We start from the raw sequence: 17289 nt of genomic DNA on the forward strand, positions 1-17289 counted from the left end.
GTATAATCATTTGCAGGCGTTTACAAATCTTAATCTTCTGCAAGTGAGTAAAAAAGGGGCCCGTTATTTAATATAAATATGTATATTTGCAGGCCAGGAAAAGGAATACATAAAGATTTCATTGTTCAGTTATTAACAAAACAGATGACTTATCAACAGAATCAGTAAAGTTTCTCTTTTTTCGTAGGTGCTCTGAGTTATTATCACTTATTTCGCAGCCGATAAAATTAGATAATATGGGAAAAATAATTGCTTTGGCCAATCAAAAAGGCGGTGTAGGTAAAACAACGACTACGATTAATCTCGCAGCCTCACTTGCTACACTCGAAAAGAAAGTACTGGTGGTTGACGCAGACCCACAGGCAAATGCTTCATCCGGTCTGGGAGTTGATATTAAGCAATCAGAGTGTACAATCTATGAATGTATTATAGATAGAGCTGATGTACAGGATGCTATCCATGACACAGAAATTGAATCACTGAAAGTCATCTCTTCACATATCAATCTGGTAGGAGCAGAAATAGAAATGCTAAACCTGAAGAACCGCGAAAAGATATTGAAAGAAGTATTAACCCCTTTGAAAGAAGAATATGATTATATATTAATAGACTGTTCGCCTTCATTGGGACTCATCACTATTAACGCACTAACTGCTGCCGATTCTGTAATCATCCCTGTACAGGCCGAATACTTTGCTCTCGAGGGGATTAGTAAATTATTGAATACTATCAAAATTATAAAATCCAAACTAAATCCTGCACTGGAAATAGAAGGATTCTTACTGACAATGTATGACTCACGCCTGCGTCAGGCCAATCAGATTTACGATGAGGTAAAGCGCCATTTCCAGGAATTGGTATTCAAGACCGTAATACAGCGTAATGTCAAACTAAGTGAAGCCCCTAGTTACGGTATACCAACCATCTTATATGATGCAGAATCAACCGGAGCCAAAAACCATATGGCATTAGCACAAGAAATTATCAACAGAAATAGTAAATAAACGAGGTATATGGCAACACAAAGAAGAAATGCATTAGGCCGCGGGCTAGACGCTCTGCTTTCAATGGATGAAGTAAAGACCGAAGGTTCTTCGTCTATTAATGAGATAGAGTTGTCACAAATCTCAGTTAATCCTAATCAGCCACGTCGGGAGTTTGACGAAACGGCGTTACAGGAACTGGCAGATTCTATCTCTGAAATCGGTATTATCCAACCTATCACATTGCGTAAACTTACGGAAGATGAATACCAGATTATTGCTGGAGAACGCCGTTACAGAGCCTCACTTAAAGCGGGGCTAAAAACAATTCCAGCCTATATCCGCACAGCCGATGATGAAAACGTAATGGAAATGGCGCTGATTGAAAATATTCAGCGTGAAGACCTTAACGCAGTAGAAATAGCCCTTGCCTATCAACATTTGCTGGAACAATATGAATTGACTCAGGAACGTCTCAGCGAACGAGTGGGTAAGAAACGTACTACTATTGCCAACTATTTGCGCTTGTTGAAATTACCGGCACCAATTCAGATGGCATTGCAAAACAAACAAATTGACATGGGACATGCCCGCGCATTAATTACGTTGGGAGACCCTAAACTGCAAGTAAAAATATTCGAAGAAATATTGGAGCACGATTACTCCGTACGCAAAGTAGAAGAGATTGTAAAATCACTGAGCGAAGGAGAAACCGTAAAAAGCGGAACACGCAAAATCACACCAAAGCGTTCCAAACTACCCGAAGAATTCAACATGTTAAAGCAACATCTTTCGGGATTCTTCAACACCAAGGTACAGTTGACCTGTTCTGAAAAAGGAAAAGGTAAAATCAGCATCCCTTTCAACAACGAAGAAGATTTGGAACGTATCATGGAAATCTTCGACACGTTAAAGAAGTAAATGACAAGGAAATATAAGATATACAAACCATATATCATCACCCTGCTCCTCTGTTTTCTACAGGTAGCAGGGATTGATGTGTATGCACAAGAACCTGCTAAGGTTACACCACACGACTCCATAACAGTACGTGAAGCACCTAAAGCACGTGCGCGCCGGCACCGCGAAATCAATAGCCCGGCAGAGAAAGATTCTTTGACCGTAAACAGAGCCCTACTCAATAGAGATAGTATCACAGCACTTAAAATAGATAGTATCCCAATGCAGGCGGTAGCTCCTATAGTAGCTGATAGCCTGGATAAGGTTAATAAAAAGAATCTCAAAGAGATAGAAACAACTGTAGTTCTACCTCAACCCAAAGATACCGTACCTCCTACCCTGCCGGAGAAGATATGGACTCCTAATCCGACAAAAGCCACTTGGCTGGCAATCGTTTTCCCCGGAGGAGGACAAATTTACAATCGTAAATTCTGGAAACTTCCCATTATTTATGGAGGATTTGCCGGATGTGCTTATGCACTAAGCTGGAATGGAAAGATGTACAAAGATTACTCGCAAGCTTATCTGGATATCATGGACAGTGACCCAACAACCAACAGTCATCTTGACATTTTGCCTCCTGCAGGTTATTCAGACAGTCAGGCCAAAGAAGTTTTACGAAAACGTAAAGATATGTTCCGTCGCTATCGCGATCTTAGTATATTCGCTTTTATCGGCGTATATCTGATCTCTGTAATCGACGCTTATGTTGATGCAGAATTATCGAATTTTGATATTACCCCGGATCTAAGTCTGCGGGTTGAACCAACAATTATTAACGACCAATTCCGCCCGATGAATAAATCGGTAGGTGTACAATGTAGCTTTAGGTTTTAAAAACAACTGAAGATCAACAACTAAGAATGAAAAAACTAAAAAACTATTACCCCTTTATTCTCTTTTTCCTGTTAGCAAGCACACAGGTAAAAGCACAAAGTGTAGACGTTATTATCAAAGAAAACGGAACCGAACGCCAGGAAAGTATTGACCTTCCCAAAAGTATGACTTATCCGCTTGACAGCCTGCTTAATGACTGGAAAGCTAAAAACTATATCGATTTAGGTAAAGATTGCAGTACTTCTGAAGTGAATCCACTGTTCAGTGATTCCGTATATATTGACCGACTTTCGCGTATCCCTGCCATCATGGAAATGCCGTATAATGAAATTGTACGTAAATTTATTGATATGTATGCAGGACGTCTACGCAATCAAGTTTCTTTTATGCTGAGTGCCTGCAACTTTTACATGCCTATTTTTGAAGAAGCACTCGATGCCTATAACCTTCCACTGGAACTCAAATATCTGCCTATTATTGAATCAGCCTTAAATCCTTCTGCCGTATCCCGTGCGGGGGCTTCTGGCTTATGGCAATTTATGCTGGCTACAGGTAAGATGTATGGACTCGAGTCAAATAGCCTTGTGGACGAACGCCGTGACCCGATTAAGGCAACCTGGGCGGCAGCACGTTATCTGAAAGAGTTATACGCCATATATGGTGACTGGAACCTTGTTATTGCCGCTTATAATTGCGGCCCGGGAACTATTAACAAGGCTATACGCCGCGCAAACGGAAAAACAGATTATTGGGATATATACAATCTCCTACCCAAAGAGACTCGCGGATATGTACCGGCTTTTATTGCAGCCAATTATGTAATGACCTACTACTGCGATCATAATATTTGCCCAATGGAAACAAATATTCCTGCCAGTACAGATACGATTCAAGTAAATAAGAATTTGCACTTTGAACAGATCGCAGACATCTGCGGAGTTAGTATCGAACAGATCAAAAGTCTTAATCCCCAATATAAAAAGAACATAATTCCGGGAGATAGCAAATCCTACACGCTTCGCCTACCACAAAGCCACATCAGTATATTTATTGATCAGCAAGATACTATTTATGCTCACCGGGCTGATGAGTTATTCAGAAACCGGAAAACGATTGCTATCAATGATAATACTCCACCGAGTAATACAAGGGCAAAAGCTTCTGCCGGAAAAGGAACACCCACCTATCACAAAATAAAAAGTGGGGAAACACTGGGAACCATTGCAGCTAAATATGGAGTTCGCGTAAAAGACATTCAAAACTGGAATGGACTACGAAATACCAAGATTGCGGCTGGAAAACAACTGAAAATATACAAATAAATACATCTTTGCTTGCATCGAGTTGAAAATTGCTTATTTTTGCAGAAAGCAATGAAAAGATGACATTTATGGATACTAATATACCCCCAAAAGAACTGGCAGAAGAAGAGATGATCGATCAGGCGTTTCAGGAATTACTGAACGATTATCTTGCAACCAAGCATCGTAAACGTGTTGAGATTATAACAAAAGCATTCAATTTTGCCAATCAGGCACATAAAGGTATTAAACGCCGTTCCGGTGAGCCTTATATTATGCACCCGATAGCAGTTGCCAAAATTGTATGCAACGAGATAGGTTTAGGTTCAACTTCTATCTGTGCAGCCTTACTTCATGATGTCGTAGAGGATACAGATTATACAGTAGAAGACATTGAGAACATCTTTGGCCCTAAGATTGCACAAATTGTAGACGGACTTACCAAAATATCCGGTGGTATCTTTGGCGATCGTGCATCGGCTCAGGCAGAAAACTTTAAGAAGCTATTGCTCACTATGTCGGACGATATTCGTGTAATCCTTATTAAGATTGCCGATCGTCTGCACAATATGCGTACACTGGGCTCCATGTTACCCAACAAGCAATATAAAATTGCAGGAGAAACACTTTACATCTATGCCCCTTTAGCCAATCGCCTGGGATTGTATAAAATAAAAACAGAACTGGAGAACCTCAGTTTCAAGTATGAACATCCTGAAGAATATCTGGAAATTGAAGAAAAGTTAAATGCCACTGCTGCCGAGCGAGACAAGGTATTCAACGACTTTACCGCGCCTATCCGGGAGCAACTGGATAAAATGGGATTAAAATATCGCATACTGGCACGCGTCAAATCCATTTATTCTATATGGAATAAGATGCAAACCAAGCATGTACCTTTTGAAGAAATATATGACCTGCTCGCTGTACGTATAATCTTTGAACCCAGAAATCCGGAAGAAGAGCTAAATGACTGTTTTGATATATACGTATCTATCTCCAAAATATACAAGCCTCATCCTGACCGCCTGCGCGACTGGGTAAGTCACCCTAAAGCCAATGGATATCAGGCACTGCATGTTACCCTGATGGGCAACAACGGACAATGGATTGAAGTCCAGATTCGTAGTGAGCGCATGAATGACGTTGCGGAACAAGGATTTGCCGCTCATTGGAAATACAAAGACGGAGGTGGTAGTGAAGACGAGGGAGAACTTGAGAAATGGTTGAAAACCATCAAGGAAATACTGGATGATCCTCAACCGGACGCTATTGACTTTCTGGATACAATCAAACTTAACCTGTTTGCTTCTGAAATATTTGTATTCACACCAAAAGGTGAACTCAAAACTATGCCTCAGAATTCTACTGCACTGGATTTTGCTTTCTCATTGCATACAGACATTGGCAGTCACTGTATCGGTGCAAAAGTAAATCACAAGCTGGTCCCTTTGAGCCACAAACTACAAAGTGGTGACCAGGTGGAGATTCTAACGTCCAAATCACAACGTGTACAACCCCAATGGGAGATATTTGCCACCACGGCGCGAGCTCGTGCCAAAATAGCAGCTATTCTACGTAAGGAACGGAAAATTAACCAGAAAGAAGGAGAAGAGCTTCTTAACGAATTTCTTAAAAAAGAGGAAATCCGCCCGGATAATGTAATCATTGCAAAGTTATCCAAATTGCATAACATGAAGGATGAGGAAGAACTCTTTGTAGCCATAGGGAACAAAAGTATTATTCTGGGAGATGCTGACAGGAATGAATTAAAAGAAAAGCAAAGTAGTAACTGGAAAAAATACCTGACTTTCTCTTTTGGGGGAGGTAATAAAGAAAAACAACCGGAAGAGAAAGAGGTACAGGAAAAAGAAGCTATCAATCCAAAACAGATATTGAAGCTTACCGAAGAAGCGTTACAGAAGCAATATATCATAGCAGAATGCTGTCATCCTATTCCGGGAGACGATGTCCTGGGATATATAGACGAAAATGACCGCGTCATCATCCACAAGCGCCAATGTCCGGTGGCAGCCAAACTGAAAAGTAGTTACGGCAACCGTATTATTGCCACTGCGTGGGATACACACAAAGTACTCTCTTTCCTTGTGTATATTTATATCAAAGGTATAGATAGTATGGGACTTTTAAACGAAATCACTCAAGTCATTTCACGACAACTCAACGTAAACATTCGTAAGCTGGATATAGAAACCAATGACGGCATCTTTGAAGGGAAAGTACAACTCTATGTACACGATGTAGATGATGTTAAAGCGATCTGTGACAACCTGCGAAAAATTCAGAATATTAAATCTGTAACGCGTGTAGAGAACTAGAAATATTAAAAATCGAATGATAAGTTAAAGAACCGGACAACGTTTATCGTTCGTCCAGTTCTTTTTTTATAGACAGTAATTCTTCTCTGATATCTTTCAGGCGATTGACTATTTCGAAGTTACGAATGGTAGCCTCTCCATTATCTTTTAATTTCTGACGTGCACCAGGCAGAGTCATTCCTTTCTCCTTTACCAAATGATAAATTAGCGCAATAGTATCCACATCTTCCTTACGGTACTGACGTACCCCCCGCCCACTTGTCTTAGGCGCAATCTGAGGAAATTCTTTCTCCCAAAAACGAAGCAAAGACTGATTTACATCAAACATCTCTGCAACCTCAGCGATCGAATAATATAACTTAAAATTCTTATCTGTATTAATGCCCATCTTTAGTCAAATACTTTACCGTGGTTAGCGGCCAATTGAATCATCTTATCATAATCTTCCGCACTCAAATCCATAAAATAATAATTCACCGGATTCATCACCTGCCCTTTAAAGTGTACTTCATAATGCAAATGAGGTCCCGTGCTTTTACCTGTACTCCCTACTCCGGCAATAACTTCACCACGTACTACCTTTTTTCCAAGTTTCGTTCTGTATTCTCTGAGATGAGCATACCGTGTGCGATATCCAAAGCCATGGTCTATTTCAATCGTATTACCATACCCAGTCTCCCACCCCATCTTAACAACCACTCCATCTCCGGTAGCATACACATCTGTCCCGGGATTGGCAGAGAAATCCATACCGGCATGGAACTTAGCAGTACCATAAATAGGGTCAATACGTGTTCCGTATCCGGAAGCCGTCTTCTTTAAGTCTTTATTCGAAATCGGCTGAATGGCCGGCATACATCTAAGCATTTCATCCTGATTTTTGCACATTGCCACTACATCATCAAACGATTTAGACTGGATATATAATTGTTTAGTAAGTAAATCTAATTTTTGTGTAGTATTCACAACCAATTTAGAATTTACCATATCCATCAGCGCTTCATAACGATTAGTACCGCCATATCCCGCTTTACGAATAGCCGGAGACACCGGATCAGCTTGTAAAATAACACGATATAAGTTATCATCACGCTGCTGTACATCCTGCAATACTCCCAGCGCATCATCCAGCCGACGAGAAAGCACATTGTATTGTGCCTGTAAACGACTGTTTTCCATCCTCAGCTCTTTTTCGGAAGGAGAACCGAAAATGAGCAACAGTACAATAAAACTACCGGCTCCCAGTCCCATACCGATAAAAAGACGACGGAGAATACTCAATGCCCGTTGCCGGACAGTAGGATAAATTCGGTCGTAGGTCTGTGTTCGCGGATTATAGATGTAGTAAACTTTGCGCATCTTAGGAAATATTTCGATGGTTAATGGGGCAAAAATAATAAAAACAAGCTATCTTTGCACTGTTTTTTAAGTTTTTATATTTTTGAGTTCTTTACTTTTTAAGTTATTAAGATCTTCAAAGAACTCTTTCCATACATTCAGTATAAACTTAAAAACTTGAAGTCTGAAAAACTAACAAAGCTAAAAAGATATATGTTGACTGCAAAAGAGACCAGAGATTCATTCAAGAATTTCTTTGAGTCGAAAGGACATCAGATTGTTCCATCGGCTCCAATGGTGATTAAAGATGATCCAACCCTCATGTTCACCAATGCGGGGATGAATCAGTTTAAAGATATTATTTTAGGTAACCACCCGGCAAAATACCACAGAGTTGCGGACTCACAGAAATGTCTTCGCGTAAGCGGAAAGCACAATGATCTTGAAGAGGTGGGACATGACACATACCATCACACCATGTTTGAGATGCTGGGTAACTGGTCATTTGGTGATTATTTCAAAAAAGAAGCCATCAGTTGGGCATGGGAATATTTGGTAGATGTATTGAAACTGAATCCGGAATATTTGTATGCTACAGTATTTGAAGGTAGCCCCGAAGAGGGACTGGAACGGGACAACGAAGCTGCTTCTTACTGGGAACAATTCCTTCCGAAAGACCACATCATCAACGGCAACAAACATGATAACTTCTGGGAAATGGGTGACACCGGTCCTTGCGGTCCTTGTTCAGAGATTCACATAGACCTTCGCCCGGCAGAAGAACGTGCTAAGATTTCCGGTCGTGACCTTGTTAATCATGACCATCCTCAAGTAATCGAGATCTGGAATCTTGTGTTTATGCAATATAATCGTAAAGCCGATGGCAGCCTCGAAGCACTTCCTGCCAAAGTTATTGATACAGGTATGGGCTTTGAACGTCTCTGCATGGCATTACAAGGCAAAACATCCAACTATGATACGGACGTATTCCAGCCAATGATCAAAGCTATTGCACAGATGGCTGGTGTTGAATATGGAAAAGATAAACAACAAGATGTGGCGATGCGTGTTATTGCCGACCACATTCGTACGATAGCCTTTTCTATTACAGATGGCCAATTGCCGTCAAATGCAAAAGCCGGTTATGTAATCCGCCGCATTCTACGCCGTGCTGTTCGTTACGGATATACTTTCCTCGGACAAAAACAGGCATTTATGTACAAACTCCTTCCGGTATTAATCGAAAATATGGGTGAGGCTTATCCGGAATTGATTGCACAAAAAGGATTAATTGAAAAAGTTATCAAGGAAGAAGAAGAAGCCTTCCTGCGTACTTTGGAAACAGGTATCCGTCTGCTTGACAAGACTATGGCCGATGCCAAAGCAAGCGGAAAGACAGAAATCAGCGGAAAAGATGCTTTTACTCTATACGATACATTCGGTTTCCCTCTTGACCTTACAGAATTAATTCTCCGTGAGAATAATATGACTGTGAACATCGAAGAATTTGATGCCGAAATGCAACAGCAAAAACAACGTGCCCGTAATGCTGCCGCAGTAGAGACAGGTGACTGGATTATCCTGAAAGAAGGAACCAGTGAGTTCGTTGGTTATGATTATACTGAATATGAAGTATCAATCCTCCGTTATCGCCAGATCAAACAAAAAAATCAGACCCTCTATCAGATCGTACTTGACAGTACTCCTTTCTATGCCGAAAGTGGTGGTCAGGTAGGTGACACCGGCGTATTGGTAAGTGAATTTGAGACGATAGAGATTATTGATACTAAAAAGGAAAATAACCTGCCCATCCATTTCACCAAGAAACTACCGGAACATCTGGAAGCTCCTATGATGGCGTGCGTAGATACAGATAAACGTGCTGCCTGTGCAGCCAATCACTCTGCCACCCACTTGCTGGACGAAGCACTGCGCGAAGTTTTAGGTGAACATGTAGAACAAAAAGGATCATTGGTAACACCTGAATCTCTACGTTTCGACTTCTCTCATTTCCAAAAAGTAACAGATGAAGAAATGCGTCGGGTAGAACACCTTGTGAATGCCAAAATACGTGCCAATATTCCTCTCAAAGAATATCGCAACATTCCTATTGAAGAAGCTAAAGAGCTGGGTGCTATTGCTTTATTTGGTGAGAAGTACGGTGACAGAGTTCGTGTTATCCAATTCGGATCATCGATCGAATTTTGTGGTGGTATACATGTTGCCGCTACCGGAAGCATTGGTATGATAAAGATCATTTCTGAAAGTTCTGTCGCTGCTGGAGTACGCCGTATTGAAGCTTATACAGGTGCAAGAGTGGAAGAAATGCTGGATACCATACAAGATACACTGAATGATCTTAGAGCTCTTTTCAATAATACTCCCGATCTGGGTATCGCAATCCGCAAGTATATTGATGAAAATGCCGGATTAAAGAAGCAGTTGGAAGACTTTATGAAAGAAAAAGAGGCCTCGGTAAAAGAACGCCTACTAAAGAACGTACAAGAAATCAATGGTTTCAAAGTCATTAGATTCTGTGCTCCCATACCTGCTGAAACAGTGAAAAACATTGCTTTCCAGCTCCGTGGAGAGATTACAGAAAACCTATTCTTCGTAGCTGGTACTCTTGATCATGAAAAACCAATGCTAACAGTCATGATCAGTGATAATCTTGTAGCCAGCGGATTGAAAGCCGGAAATCTGGTGAAAGAAGCTGCTAAACTGATTCAAGGTGGCGGTGGTGGACAACCTCACTTTGCAACTGCCGGTGGTAAGAATCCGGACGGATTAAATGCGGCAGTGGAAAAAGTGCTGGAATTAGCTGGAATTTAAATCTAAAAATCAAATAAAAAGTAAGGGGTGTACCAACAAATCGAATGGTACACCCCTCTTTTTTTCTCTTTATATCCTCCAAACAGGAAAAATCCTCTATTTATTAACTACAAAGTTCTAACTTTATGTCACTTATTCATCTTATATTTTTTAAATTTGTGCTTTGAAACGATGTTAATCACTAACACCCATTGTATGAAAGCACTCTATACACCTCTCCTCCTTGTATTAATCCTCACAGCTTGCACTTCTTCTCAAGAAAAAGCATCTACAGACTACACCCAATATGTCAATCCTTTCATTGGTACTGATTTCACTGGCAACACATATCCCGGGGCACAAGCTCCGTTTGGCATGGTTCAACTCAGCCCGGATAACGGACTTCCCGGATGGGACCGCATATCGGGGTACTTTTATCCGGATAGTACCATTGCCGGTTTCAGTCACACTCACTTATCAGGCACAGGTGCCGGTGATTTGTATGATATTTCTTTTATGCCTGTCACCCTGCCTTATAAAGAAGCAGAAGCCCCATTAGGAATACACTCTAAATTCTCTCATAACGATGAATCGGCAACAGCCGGCTATTATCAGGTATTATTAAAAGACTACAACATCAATGTAGAGCTTACTGCTACCGAACGTTGCGGTATTCAGCGTTATACCTTTCCCGAAGCCAAAGCCACTATCTTCCTCAATCTGAAAAAAGCTATGAACTGGGACTCTACCAATGATACCCAGGTTGAAATAGTGGACTCTGTCACGATACAAGGTTATCGTTTTTCCGACGGATGGGCACGTGACCAACATATTTATTTCCGTACCCGTTTTTCAAAGCCTTTCACATCTGTACAAATAGACACTACTGCTATTGTAAAAGATGGTAATCATATCGGAACAGCCACTATAGCTCGTTTTGACTTTGACACACAGAAAGGTGAACAAATCATCGTCAGTACAGCGATTTCCGGTGTAAGTGCGAAAGGAGCGGCTAAAAATTTATTATCAGAAGTGCCCGATGACAACTTTGACAAATACCGCAATCTTACCCACGATAACTGGAACAGGCAACTTTCTAAAATTGAGATAGTAAGTAATAGCACCGATGATAAAGTAAACTTCTATACAGCACTTTATCATTCGATGATCGCTCCTACTATTTACAGTGATGTAGACGGGACTTATTACGGCCCGGATAAAAAAACTCACAAGACCGACGGATGGGTAAATTACAGTACCTTTTCTCTATGGGACACTTTCCGCGCAGCACATCCTCTTTTTACCTATACCGAACCGGAACGTGCTAACGACATGGTAAAATCTTTCATTGCTTTCTACGAGCAAAACAAACGCTTACCGGTATGGAATTTCTATGGAAGTGAAACAGACATGATGATTGGTTATCATGCCGTGCCCGTTATCGTTGATGCTTATTTGAAAGGAATAACAGATGTGGACCCGGAAAAAGCGTTGGAGGCCTGTATAGCTACTGCCAACATTGACAATTATCGGGGTATCGGGGTATATAAAAAATTAGGTTATGTCCCCTATAATATTGCAGACAGCTACAATGCAGAAAACTGGTCTTTATCTAAAACACTGGAATATGCATATGATGACTACTGTATTGCCAAAATGGCAGAAAAGATGGGCAAAAAGGAGATCGCTGACGAATTCTACAAACGTTCTCTAAACTATAAAAACCTGTACAACCCTGCAACTTCTTTCATGCAACCCAAAGATGATAAAGGAAACTTTATCAAAAACTTCTCACCAAACGAATATACCCCGCATATCTGCGAGAGTAACGGATGGCAATACTTCTGGTCTGTACAACAGGATGTCGACGGACTTATCACCCTTACCGGTGGTAAAGAGCGTTTTGCTCAAAAGCTGGATAGCATGTTCACTTATCATCCTTCAGCAGATGATGAACTGCCTATATTCAGTACCGGTATGATCGGTCAGTATGCGCATGGCAACGAACCCAGCCATCACGTTATTTATCTGTATAATGCTGTAGAACAGCCCTGGAAAACTCAACAATACGCAGCCAAAGTGATGCATGAGCTTTATCAGAACTCTCCTGCCGGACTTTGTGGAAACGAAGACTGTGGGCAAATGTCCGCCTGGTATGTGTTCAGTGCAATGGGATTCTATCCGGTAGATCCTGTTTCCGGAAAATACGAAATTGGTACTCCTCTTTTTCCGGAAATGCAGATGCACCTGTCAAACGGTAATACATTTACAGTACTCGCTCCCACTGTCAGTAAAGAGAATATTTATATACAAGCTGCCAAACTTGACGGTAAACCTCATAATAAAAGTTACATCACCCACGAACAGATCATGGAAGGTGCAACTCTTGAATTTGAAATGGGTAATACCCCCGGTCCGGTATGGTATAAGTAACCTAAAAATACTATGAATGAAGGACGATTTTGATATCACTTACAAAGCTCTTTTTCGTAAGTACTATCCCAATCTGCTCTTCTACGCTACACGTCTGGTAGGTGAAGAGGAAGCAGAAGATGTAGTACAAGATGTCTTTGTAGAACTTTGGAAACGCAGAGATTCCATGGAGATAGGGGAACAAATACAAGCATTCCTCTATCGGGCTGTATATACCCGTTCGCTCAATGTATTAAAGCATCGAAACATTGAAAGCGGATATATTGCAATAGTAGAAGAAATTAACCAGAAACGTGTTGAATTCTATCAACCGGATAATAACGAAGTAATCCGGCGAATAGAAGACCGTGAATTAAGAAAAGAAATTTATGATGCAATTAATGAACTCCCTGACAAATGCAAAGAGGTATTCAAGCTGAGCTATTTGCACGATATGAAAAACAGGGAAATAGCAGATGCAATGGGCGTCTCGCTACGTACAATAGAAGCACACATGTACAAAGCACTAAAATATCTACGCGGACGCCTGGATCATCTAATATTCTTATTCATCTTATTTTTTCTAAGATAAGTAAGTGTTTTTATTGATTGAGTTGTTCCTATTTATATAATGAAAGAAAAAATGAATAATCTCAGCGAAGAAGTAATAGCTAAGTTCCTAATGGGAAAATGTACCGAAGAGGAACTTATTCAGGTTAATCTCTGGATAAAAGAATCAGATGAGAATGCACGTAAGCTATTCCGGATGGAAGAAATATACCATCTGGGCCGAGAAAACCATGCTTCTGACAAAAGGAAGATGGATCTGGCTGAAAAGAAATTATATAAGAGACTGACCGAGGAAGAGAGAAAACAAAACAAGGTATTACGAATTCAGCACTGGATGAAATATGCAGCTATTATCACCCTTATCCTACTAACTGGTACGGGAGCAGGCTACTGGATTTACAACAGTGACCTGAACAGCAATCTGGTAATAGTTGCAGCATCCGATGGAAATGTAGAAGAAATACAACTACCGGATGGTACAAAAGTATGGCTGAATCAATCGGCCACATTAAAATATCCCCGGACATTCTCTGCAAAGGAACGAAATGTCTACCTGGAAGGTGAAGCTTACTTTGAAGTAACCAAGAATCGGGCAAAACCATTTATTGTACAAAGTGAAGCCATGAGAGTCAGAGTATTGGGAACCACTTTCAATTTCAAATGTAACAAAGCATGTACATCAGCCGAAGCAACATTGATTGAAGGTGAAATTGAAGTAAAAGGAAACAATGACGAAGGAATGGTTATTCTTTCTCCGGGACAGAAGGCCGAACTAAACAGAGCTACAAAACGGTTAATTGTAAAACAGGTAGACAGCAAACTGGATGCAGTATGGCATGACAATCTGATACCTTTTGAGAAAGCAGATATTTACGGCATTGTAAAAACGCTGGAACGTTTCTATGACGTAAAAATCATTCTGGCCCCCGATATAAAAATAGACAACACATACTCGGGTGTATTAAAAAGAAAAGACAGCATAGAGTCTGTCTTAAACTCATTAAAGAATTCAATTCCAATTGACTATAAGATTGTAGGGAACAATATATTTATATCAGCTCAAAGTAAATAGAAAAAAATCAATTATTATCTTTGCCCTAATTTTAATACACATCATAAAACACTAAATTCATAGTATTATGAAGAGACTTATTTTATTAATCTGTGCTATAAGTAGCACACTCTTTATTCAGGCAAAAGACTGGACACAATATGTCAATCCCCTGATGGGGACTCAGTCCAGCTATGAACTGTCAACCGGGAATACCTATCCTGCCATATCCCGGCCCTGGGGAATGAACTTCTGGACTCCTCAAACCGGTAAGATGGGTAACGGATGGCAGTACGTTTATACAGCCAATAAAATTCGTGGTTTCAAACAAACTCATCAACCCAGTCCATGGATTAACGACTATGGCCAGTTTTCTATCATGCCCGTTGTTGGCAAGCCGGAGTTTGATGAAGAAAAACGTGCCAGCTGGTTTTCACATAAGGGAGAAGTAGCCCGTCCGCACTATTATAAAGTATACCTTGCCGAACATGACGTTGTTACTGAGATGACTCCAACGGAGCGTGCGGTTCTTTTCCGCTTCACCTTCCCGGAGAATGAACACTCCTACATTGTTGTAGATGCTTTCGACAAAGGTTCATACATAAAAGTATTACCTGAACAAAACAAAGTTATTGGTTATACAACCCGTAACAGTGGCGGTGTTCCTCAGAATTTCAAAAATTATTTCGTTATCGAATTCGATAAACCTTTCACATACAAGGCTACCTTTGCCAATCAATCTCTAAACGAAAATGTACTTGAACAAACGGCAGACCACACAGGAGCTGTCATTGGTTTCAAAACCCAAAAAGGAGAAATTGTGCACGCCCGTATAGCTTCTTCATTTATCAGTCCGGAACAAGCGATGTTAAATCTGCAAGAGCTCGGTAACGACAGCTTCAATGCGCTTGTGCAAAAGGGTAAAGATGCCTGGAACGAAGTTTTGGGTAAAATAGAAGTGGAAGGTGGAGATCTCGACCAGTACCGCACATTCTATTCATGCCTCTATCGTTCACTTCTTTTCCCACGTAAATTCTACGAGTTGGATGCCAATGGTAATCCTGTTCACTACAGCCCATACAACGGTGAAGTACTACCGGGCTATATGTATACGGATACTGGATTTTGGGATACATTCCGTTGCCTGTTTCCCTTTCTTAACCTAATGTATCCATCCATGAATAAAGAGATGCAGGAAGGTCTTATCAATACATATAAAGAAAGTGGCTTCTTCCCCGAATGGGCAAGTCCGGGACACAGGGGTTGCATGATTGGAAACAATTCCGCTTCGGTGCTCGTAGATGCATATATGAAAGGTGTAAAGGTAGATGATGTAAAAACATTGTACGAGGGACTCATACACGGTACCGAAAATGTTCATCCCCAAATATCATCCACAGGCCGCCTGGGACACGAATATTACAACAAACTGGGATATGTGCCCTACGATGTAAAGATCAATGAGAACACGGCCCGTACACTGGAATATGCATACAATGACTGGTGTATTTACCAGCTTGCCAAAACACTAAACCGTCCTAAGAAGGAACAAAAGCTTTTTGCACAGCGTGCCATGAACTACCGTAACGTGTTCGACAAAGAATCCAATCTGATGCGCGGACGCAATAAAAATGGTCAGTTCCAATCTCCTTTCTCACCACTGAAATGGGGAGATGCATTCACCGAAGGCAATAGCTGGCACTACTCCTGGTCTGTATTTCACGATCCGCAAGGATTAATAGACCTTATGGGAGGTGAAACATCATTTGTCAACATGCTGGATTCCGTGTTTGCCGTTCCTCCCTTGTTTGATGAAAGCTATTATGGACAAGTGATTCACGAAATACGTGAAATGACAGTTATGAATATGGGTAACTATGCACATGGCAATCAACCCATTCAGCATATGATCTATCTATATAACTATGCCGGACAACCCTGGAAAGCCCAATACTGGTTGCGCCAGGTTATGAATCGCATGTACACTCCCGGTCCTGACGGTTATTGCGGAGATGAAGACAACGGACAGACATCGGCATGGTATGTGTTCTCTGCATTAGGCTTCTATCCTGTATGTCCCGGGACAGACGAATATGTACTTGGCGCACCGTTATTCAAGAAAGCAACTCTCCATCTGGAGAATGGCAACAATCTGGTAATTGATGCCCCTGACAACAATAATGATAATATATATATAGAATCACTCCTGTTTGATGGTACTGACTATACAAAGAATTACCTGAAGCATGGAGATATACTCAAAGGTGGAGTCATAAAATGCAATATGGGCAGTCAACCCAATTTGCAAAGAGGTACGCAACCTGCTGATTTCCCTTACTCCTTCTCAAAAGAGAAAAAGAATTAATAACTCATCCGAACTAAAACTATCGGTCCACGTGTAATATCACAGCGATAGTTTCTATTCACTCCCTTTACTCTCAAACGTTTTATGACGCTTGCAGGTAAAGGGAGTGATTCGCATTATACCTTATTGTTGTTTCAATGCTTTGAGAATTTTGTTTCATCGTATTGAAACAACTTTCTCAACCTATTGAGAAAAGTTTCTCAACCTATTGAAACAAAATTCTCAGACTAATGAAACAGAATGAAACAATGCAAGACCAAACGTATCTCCCGTTAGGAAAAGCCATATTATATAAGTTCTGACAGCCGGAGACCCCATATCC

The 17289-nt window shown here is 40.8% G+C and carries 12 protein-coding genes; 10 read left to right on the plus strand and 2 right to left on the minus strand.

Translation table 11 applies throughout. The features are described from left to right. The first annotated feature begins 236 nt into the window (after nt 1-236). From VCM39_RS18245 to VCM39_RS18265, 5 genes are all read left to right on the plus strand, one after another. Complete coding sequence (locus VCM39_RS18245) at nt 237-1004, plus strand: ParA family protein (RefSeq protein WP_002559290.1); 768 nt, start codon at nt 237-239, stop codon at nt 1002-1004. A gap of 9 nt (nt 1005-1013) precedes the next feature. Next, entirely contained in the window at nt 1014-1904 is an 891-nt protein-coding gene (locus VCM39_RS18250; RefSeq protein ID WP_002559289.1) for a ParB/RepB/Spo0J family partition protein, read from the plus strand. Further along, nucleotides 1905-2780, plus strand: coding sequence for a DUF5683 domain-containing protein (locus VCM39_RS18255; protein ID WP_322932833.1), 876 nt, complete (start codon nt 1905-1907; stop codon nt 2778-2780). Nucleotides 2781-2806: 26 nt separating this feature from the next. Beyond that, entirely contained in the window at nt 2807-4102 is a 1296-nt protein-coding gene (locus VCM39_RS18260; RefSeq protein ID WP_322932834.1) for a lytic transglycosylase domain-containing protein, read from the plus strand. A gap of 68 nt (nt 4103-4170) precedes the next feature. Continuing rightward, nucleotides 4171-6420, plus strand: a complete 2250-nt coding sequence (locus VCM39_RS18265; protein ID WP_221650384.1) for a RelA/SpoT family protein — start codon at nt 4171-4173, stop codon at nt 6418-6420. 43 nt (nt 6421-6463) lie between these two features. Here the strand turns inward: VCM39_RS18265 and VCM39_RS18270 are convergent, their stop codons facing one another. Both VCM39_RS18270 and VCM39_RS18275 read right to left on the minus strand, forming a co-directional pair. Next, nucleotides 6464-6808: a MerR family transcriptional regulator gene (locus VCM39_RS18270; RefSeq protein ID WP_002559285.1), complete on the minus strand. Its 345-nt coding sequence runs from the start codon at nt 6806-6808 to the stop codon at nt 6464-6466. A 2-nt stretch (nt 6809-6810) separates the two neighbouring features. Then, entirely contained in the window at nt 6811-7779 is a 969-nt protein-coding gene (locus tag VCM39_RS18275; RefSeq protein ID WP_221650383.1) for a M23 family metallopeptidase, read from the minus strand. Between the two features lie 192 nt (nt 7780-7971). On the opposite strand from VCM39_RS18275, the gene alaS reads away from it, so the two are divergent. From alaS to VCM39_RS18300, 5 genes are all read left to right on the plus strand, one after another. Continuing rightward, entirely contained in the window at nt 7972-10590 is a 2619-nt protein-coding gene (gene alaS / locus VCM39_RS18280; RefSeq protein WP_221650382.1) for an alanine--tRNA ligase, read from the plus strand. Nucleotides 10591-10785: 195 nt separating this feature from the next. Next, nucleotides 10786-13002, plus strand: a complete 2217-nt coding sequence (locus VCM39_RS18285; RefSeq protein WP_322932835.1) for a GH92 family glycosyl hydrolase — start codon at nt 10786-10788, stop codon at nt 13000-13002. A 16-nt stretch (nt 13003-13018) separates the two neighbouring features. After that, a complete protein-coding gene (locus VCM39_RS18290) occupies nt 13019-13573 on the plus strand; it encodes an RNA polymerase sigma-70 factor (protein WP_002559281.1) in 555 nt (184 codons plus the stop codon). A 51-nt stretch (nt 13574-13624) separates the two neighbouring features. Continuing rightward, the gene (locus tag VCM39_RS18295) at nt 13625-14623 is read left to right on the plus strand and encodes a FecR family protein (RefSeq protein WP_221650380.1); all 999 of its coding nucleotides are present in this window, start codon (nt 13625-13627) and stop codon (nt 14621-14623) included. 67 nt (nt 14624-14690) lie between these two features. Then, nucleotides 14691-16967, plus strand: a complete 2277-nt coding sequence (locus tag VCM39_RS18300; RefSeq protein WP_322932836.1) for a GH92 family glycosyl hydrolase — start codon at nt 14691-14693, stop codon at nt 16965-16967. Nucleotides 16968-17289: the final 322 nt, after the last annotated feature.

The sequence above is a fragment of the Bacteroides mucinivorans genome (assembly GCF_034654355.2).
Lineage (GTDB): Bacteria > Bacteroidota > Bacteroidia > Bacteroidales > Bacteroidaceae > Bacteroides > Bacteroides nordii.

Bases quoted from the DNA above. Each gene is read 5' to 3' on its own strand.
- VCM39_RS18260 (WP_322932834.1), top strand. From the start codon at position 2,807: ATGAAAAAACTAAAAAACTATTACCCCTTTATTCTCTTTTTCCTGTTA.
- VCM39_RS18250 (WP_002559289.1), top strand. From the start codon at position 1,014: ATGGCAACACAAAGAAGAAATGCATTAGGCCGCGGGCTAGACGCTCTG.
- VCM39_RS18285 (WP_322932835.1), top strand. From the start codon at position 10,786: ATGAAAGCACTCTATACACCTCTCCTCCTTGTATTAATCCTCACAGCT.
- VCM39_RS18300 (WP_322932836.1), top strand. From the start codon at position 14,691: ATGAAGAGACTTATTTTATTAATCTGTGCTATAAGTAGCACACTCTTT.
- VCM39_RS18290 (WP_002559281.1), top strand. From the start codon at position 13,019: ATGAAGGACGATTTTGATATCACTTACAAAGCTCTTTTTCGTAAGTAC.
- VCM39_RS18270 (WP_002559285.1), bottom strand. From the start codon at position 6,808: ATGGGCATTAATACAGATAAGAATTTTAAGTTATATTATTCGATCGCT.
- alaS (WP_221650382.1), top strand. From the start codon at position 7,972: ATGTTGACTGCAAAAGAGACCAGAGATTCATTCAAGAATTTCTTTGAG.
- VCM39_RS18275 (WP_221650383.1), bottom strand. From the start codon at position 7,779: ATGCGCAAAGTTTACTACATCTATAATCCGCGAACACAGACCTACGAC.
- VCM39_RS18255 (WP_322932833.1), top strand. From the start codon at position 1,905: ATGACAAGGAAATATAAGATATACAAACCATATATCATCACCCTGCTC.
- VCM39_RS18245 (WP_002559290.1), top strand. From the start codon at position 237: ATGGGAAAAATAATTGCTTTGGCCAATCAAAAAGGCGGTGTAGGTAAA.
- VCM39_RS18295 (WP_221650380.1), top strand. From the start codon at position 13,625: ATGAATAATCTCAGCGAAGAAGTAATAGCTAAGTTCCTAATGGGAAAA.
- VCM39_RS18265 (WP_221650384.1), top strand. From the start codon at position 4,171: ATGGATACTAATATACCCCCAAAAGAACTGGCAGAAGAAGAGATGATC.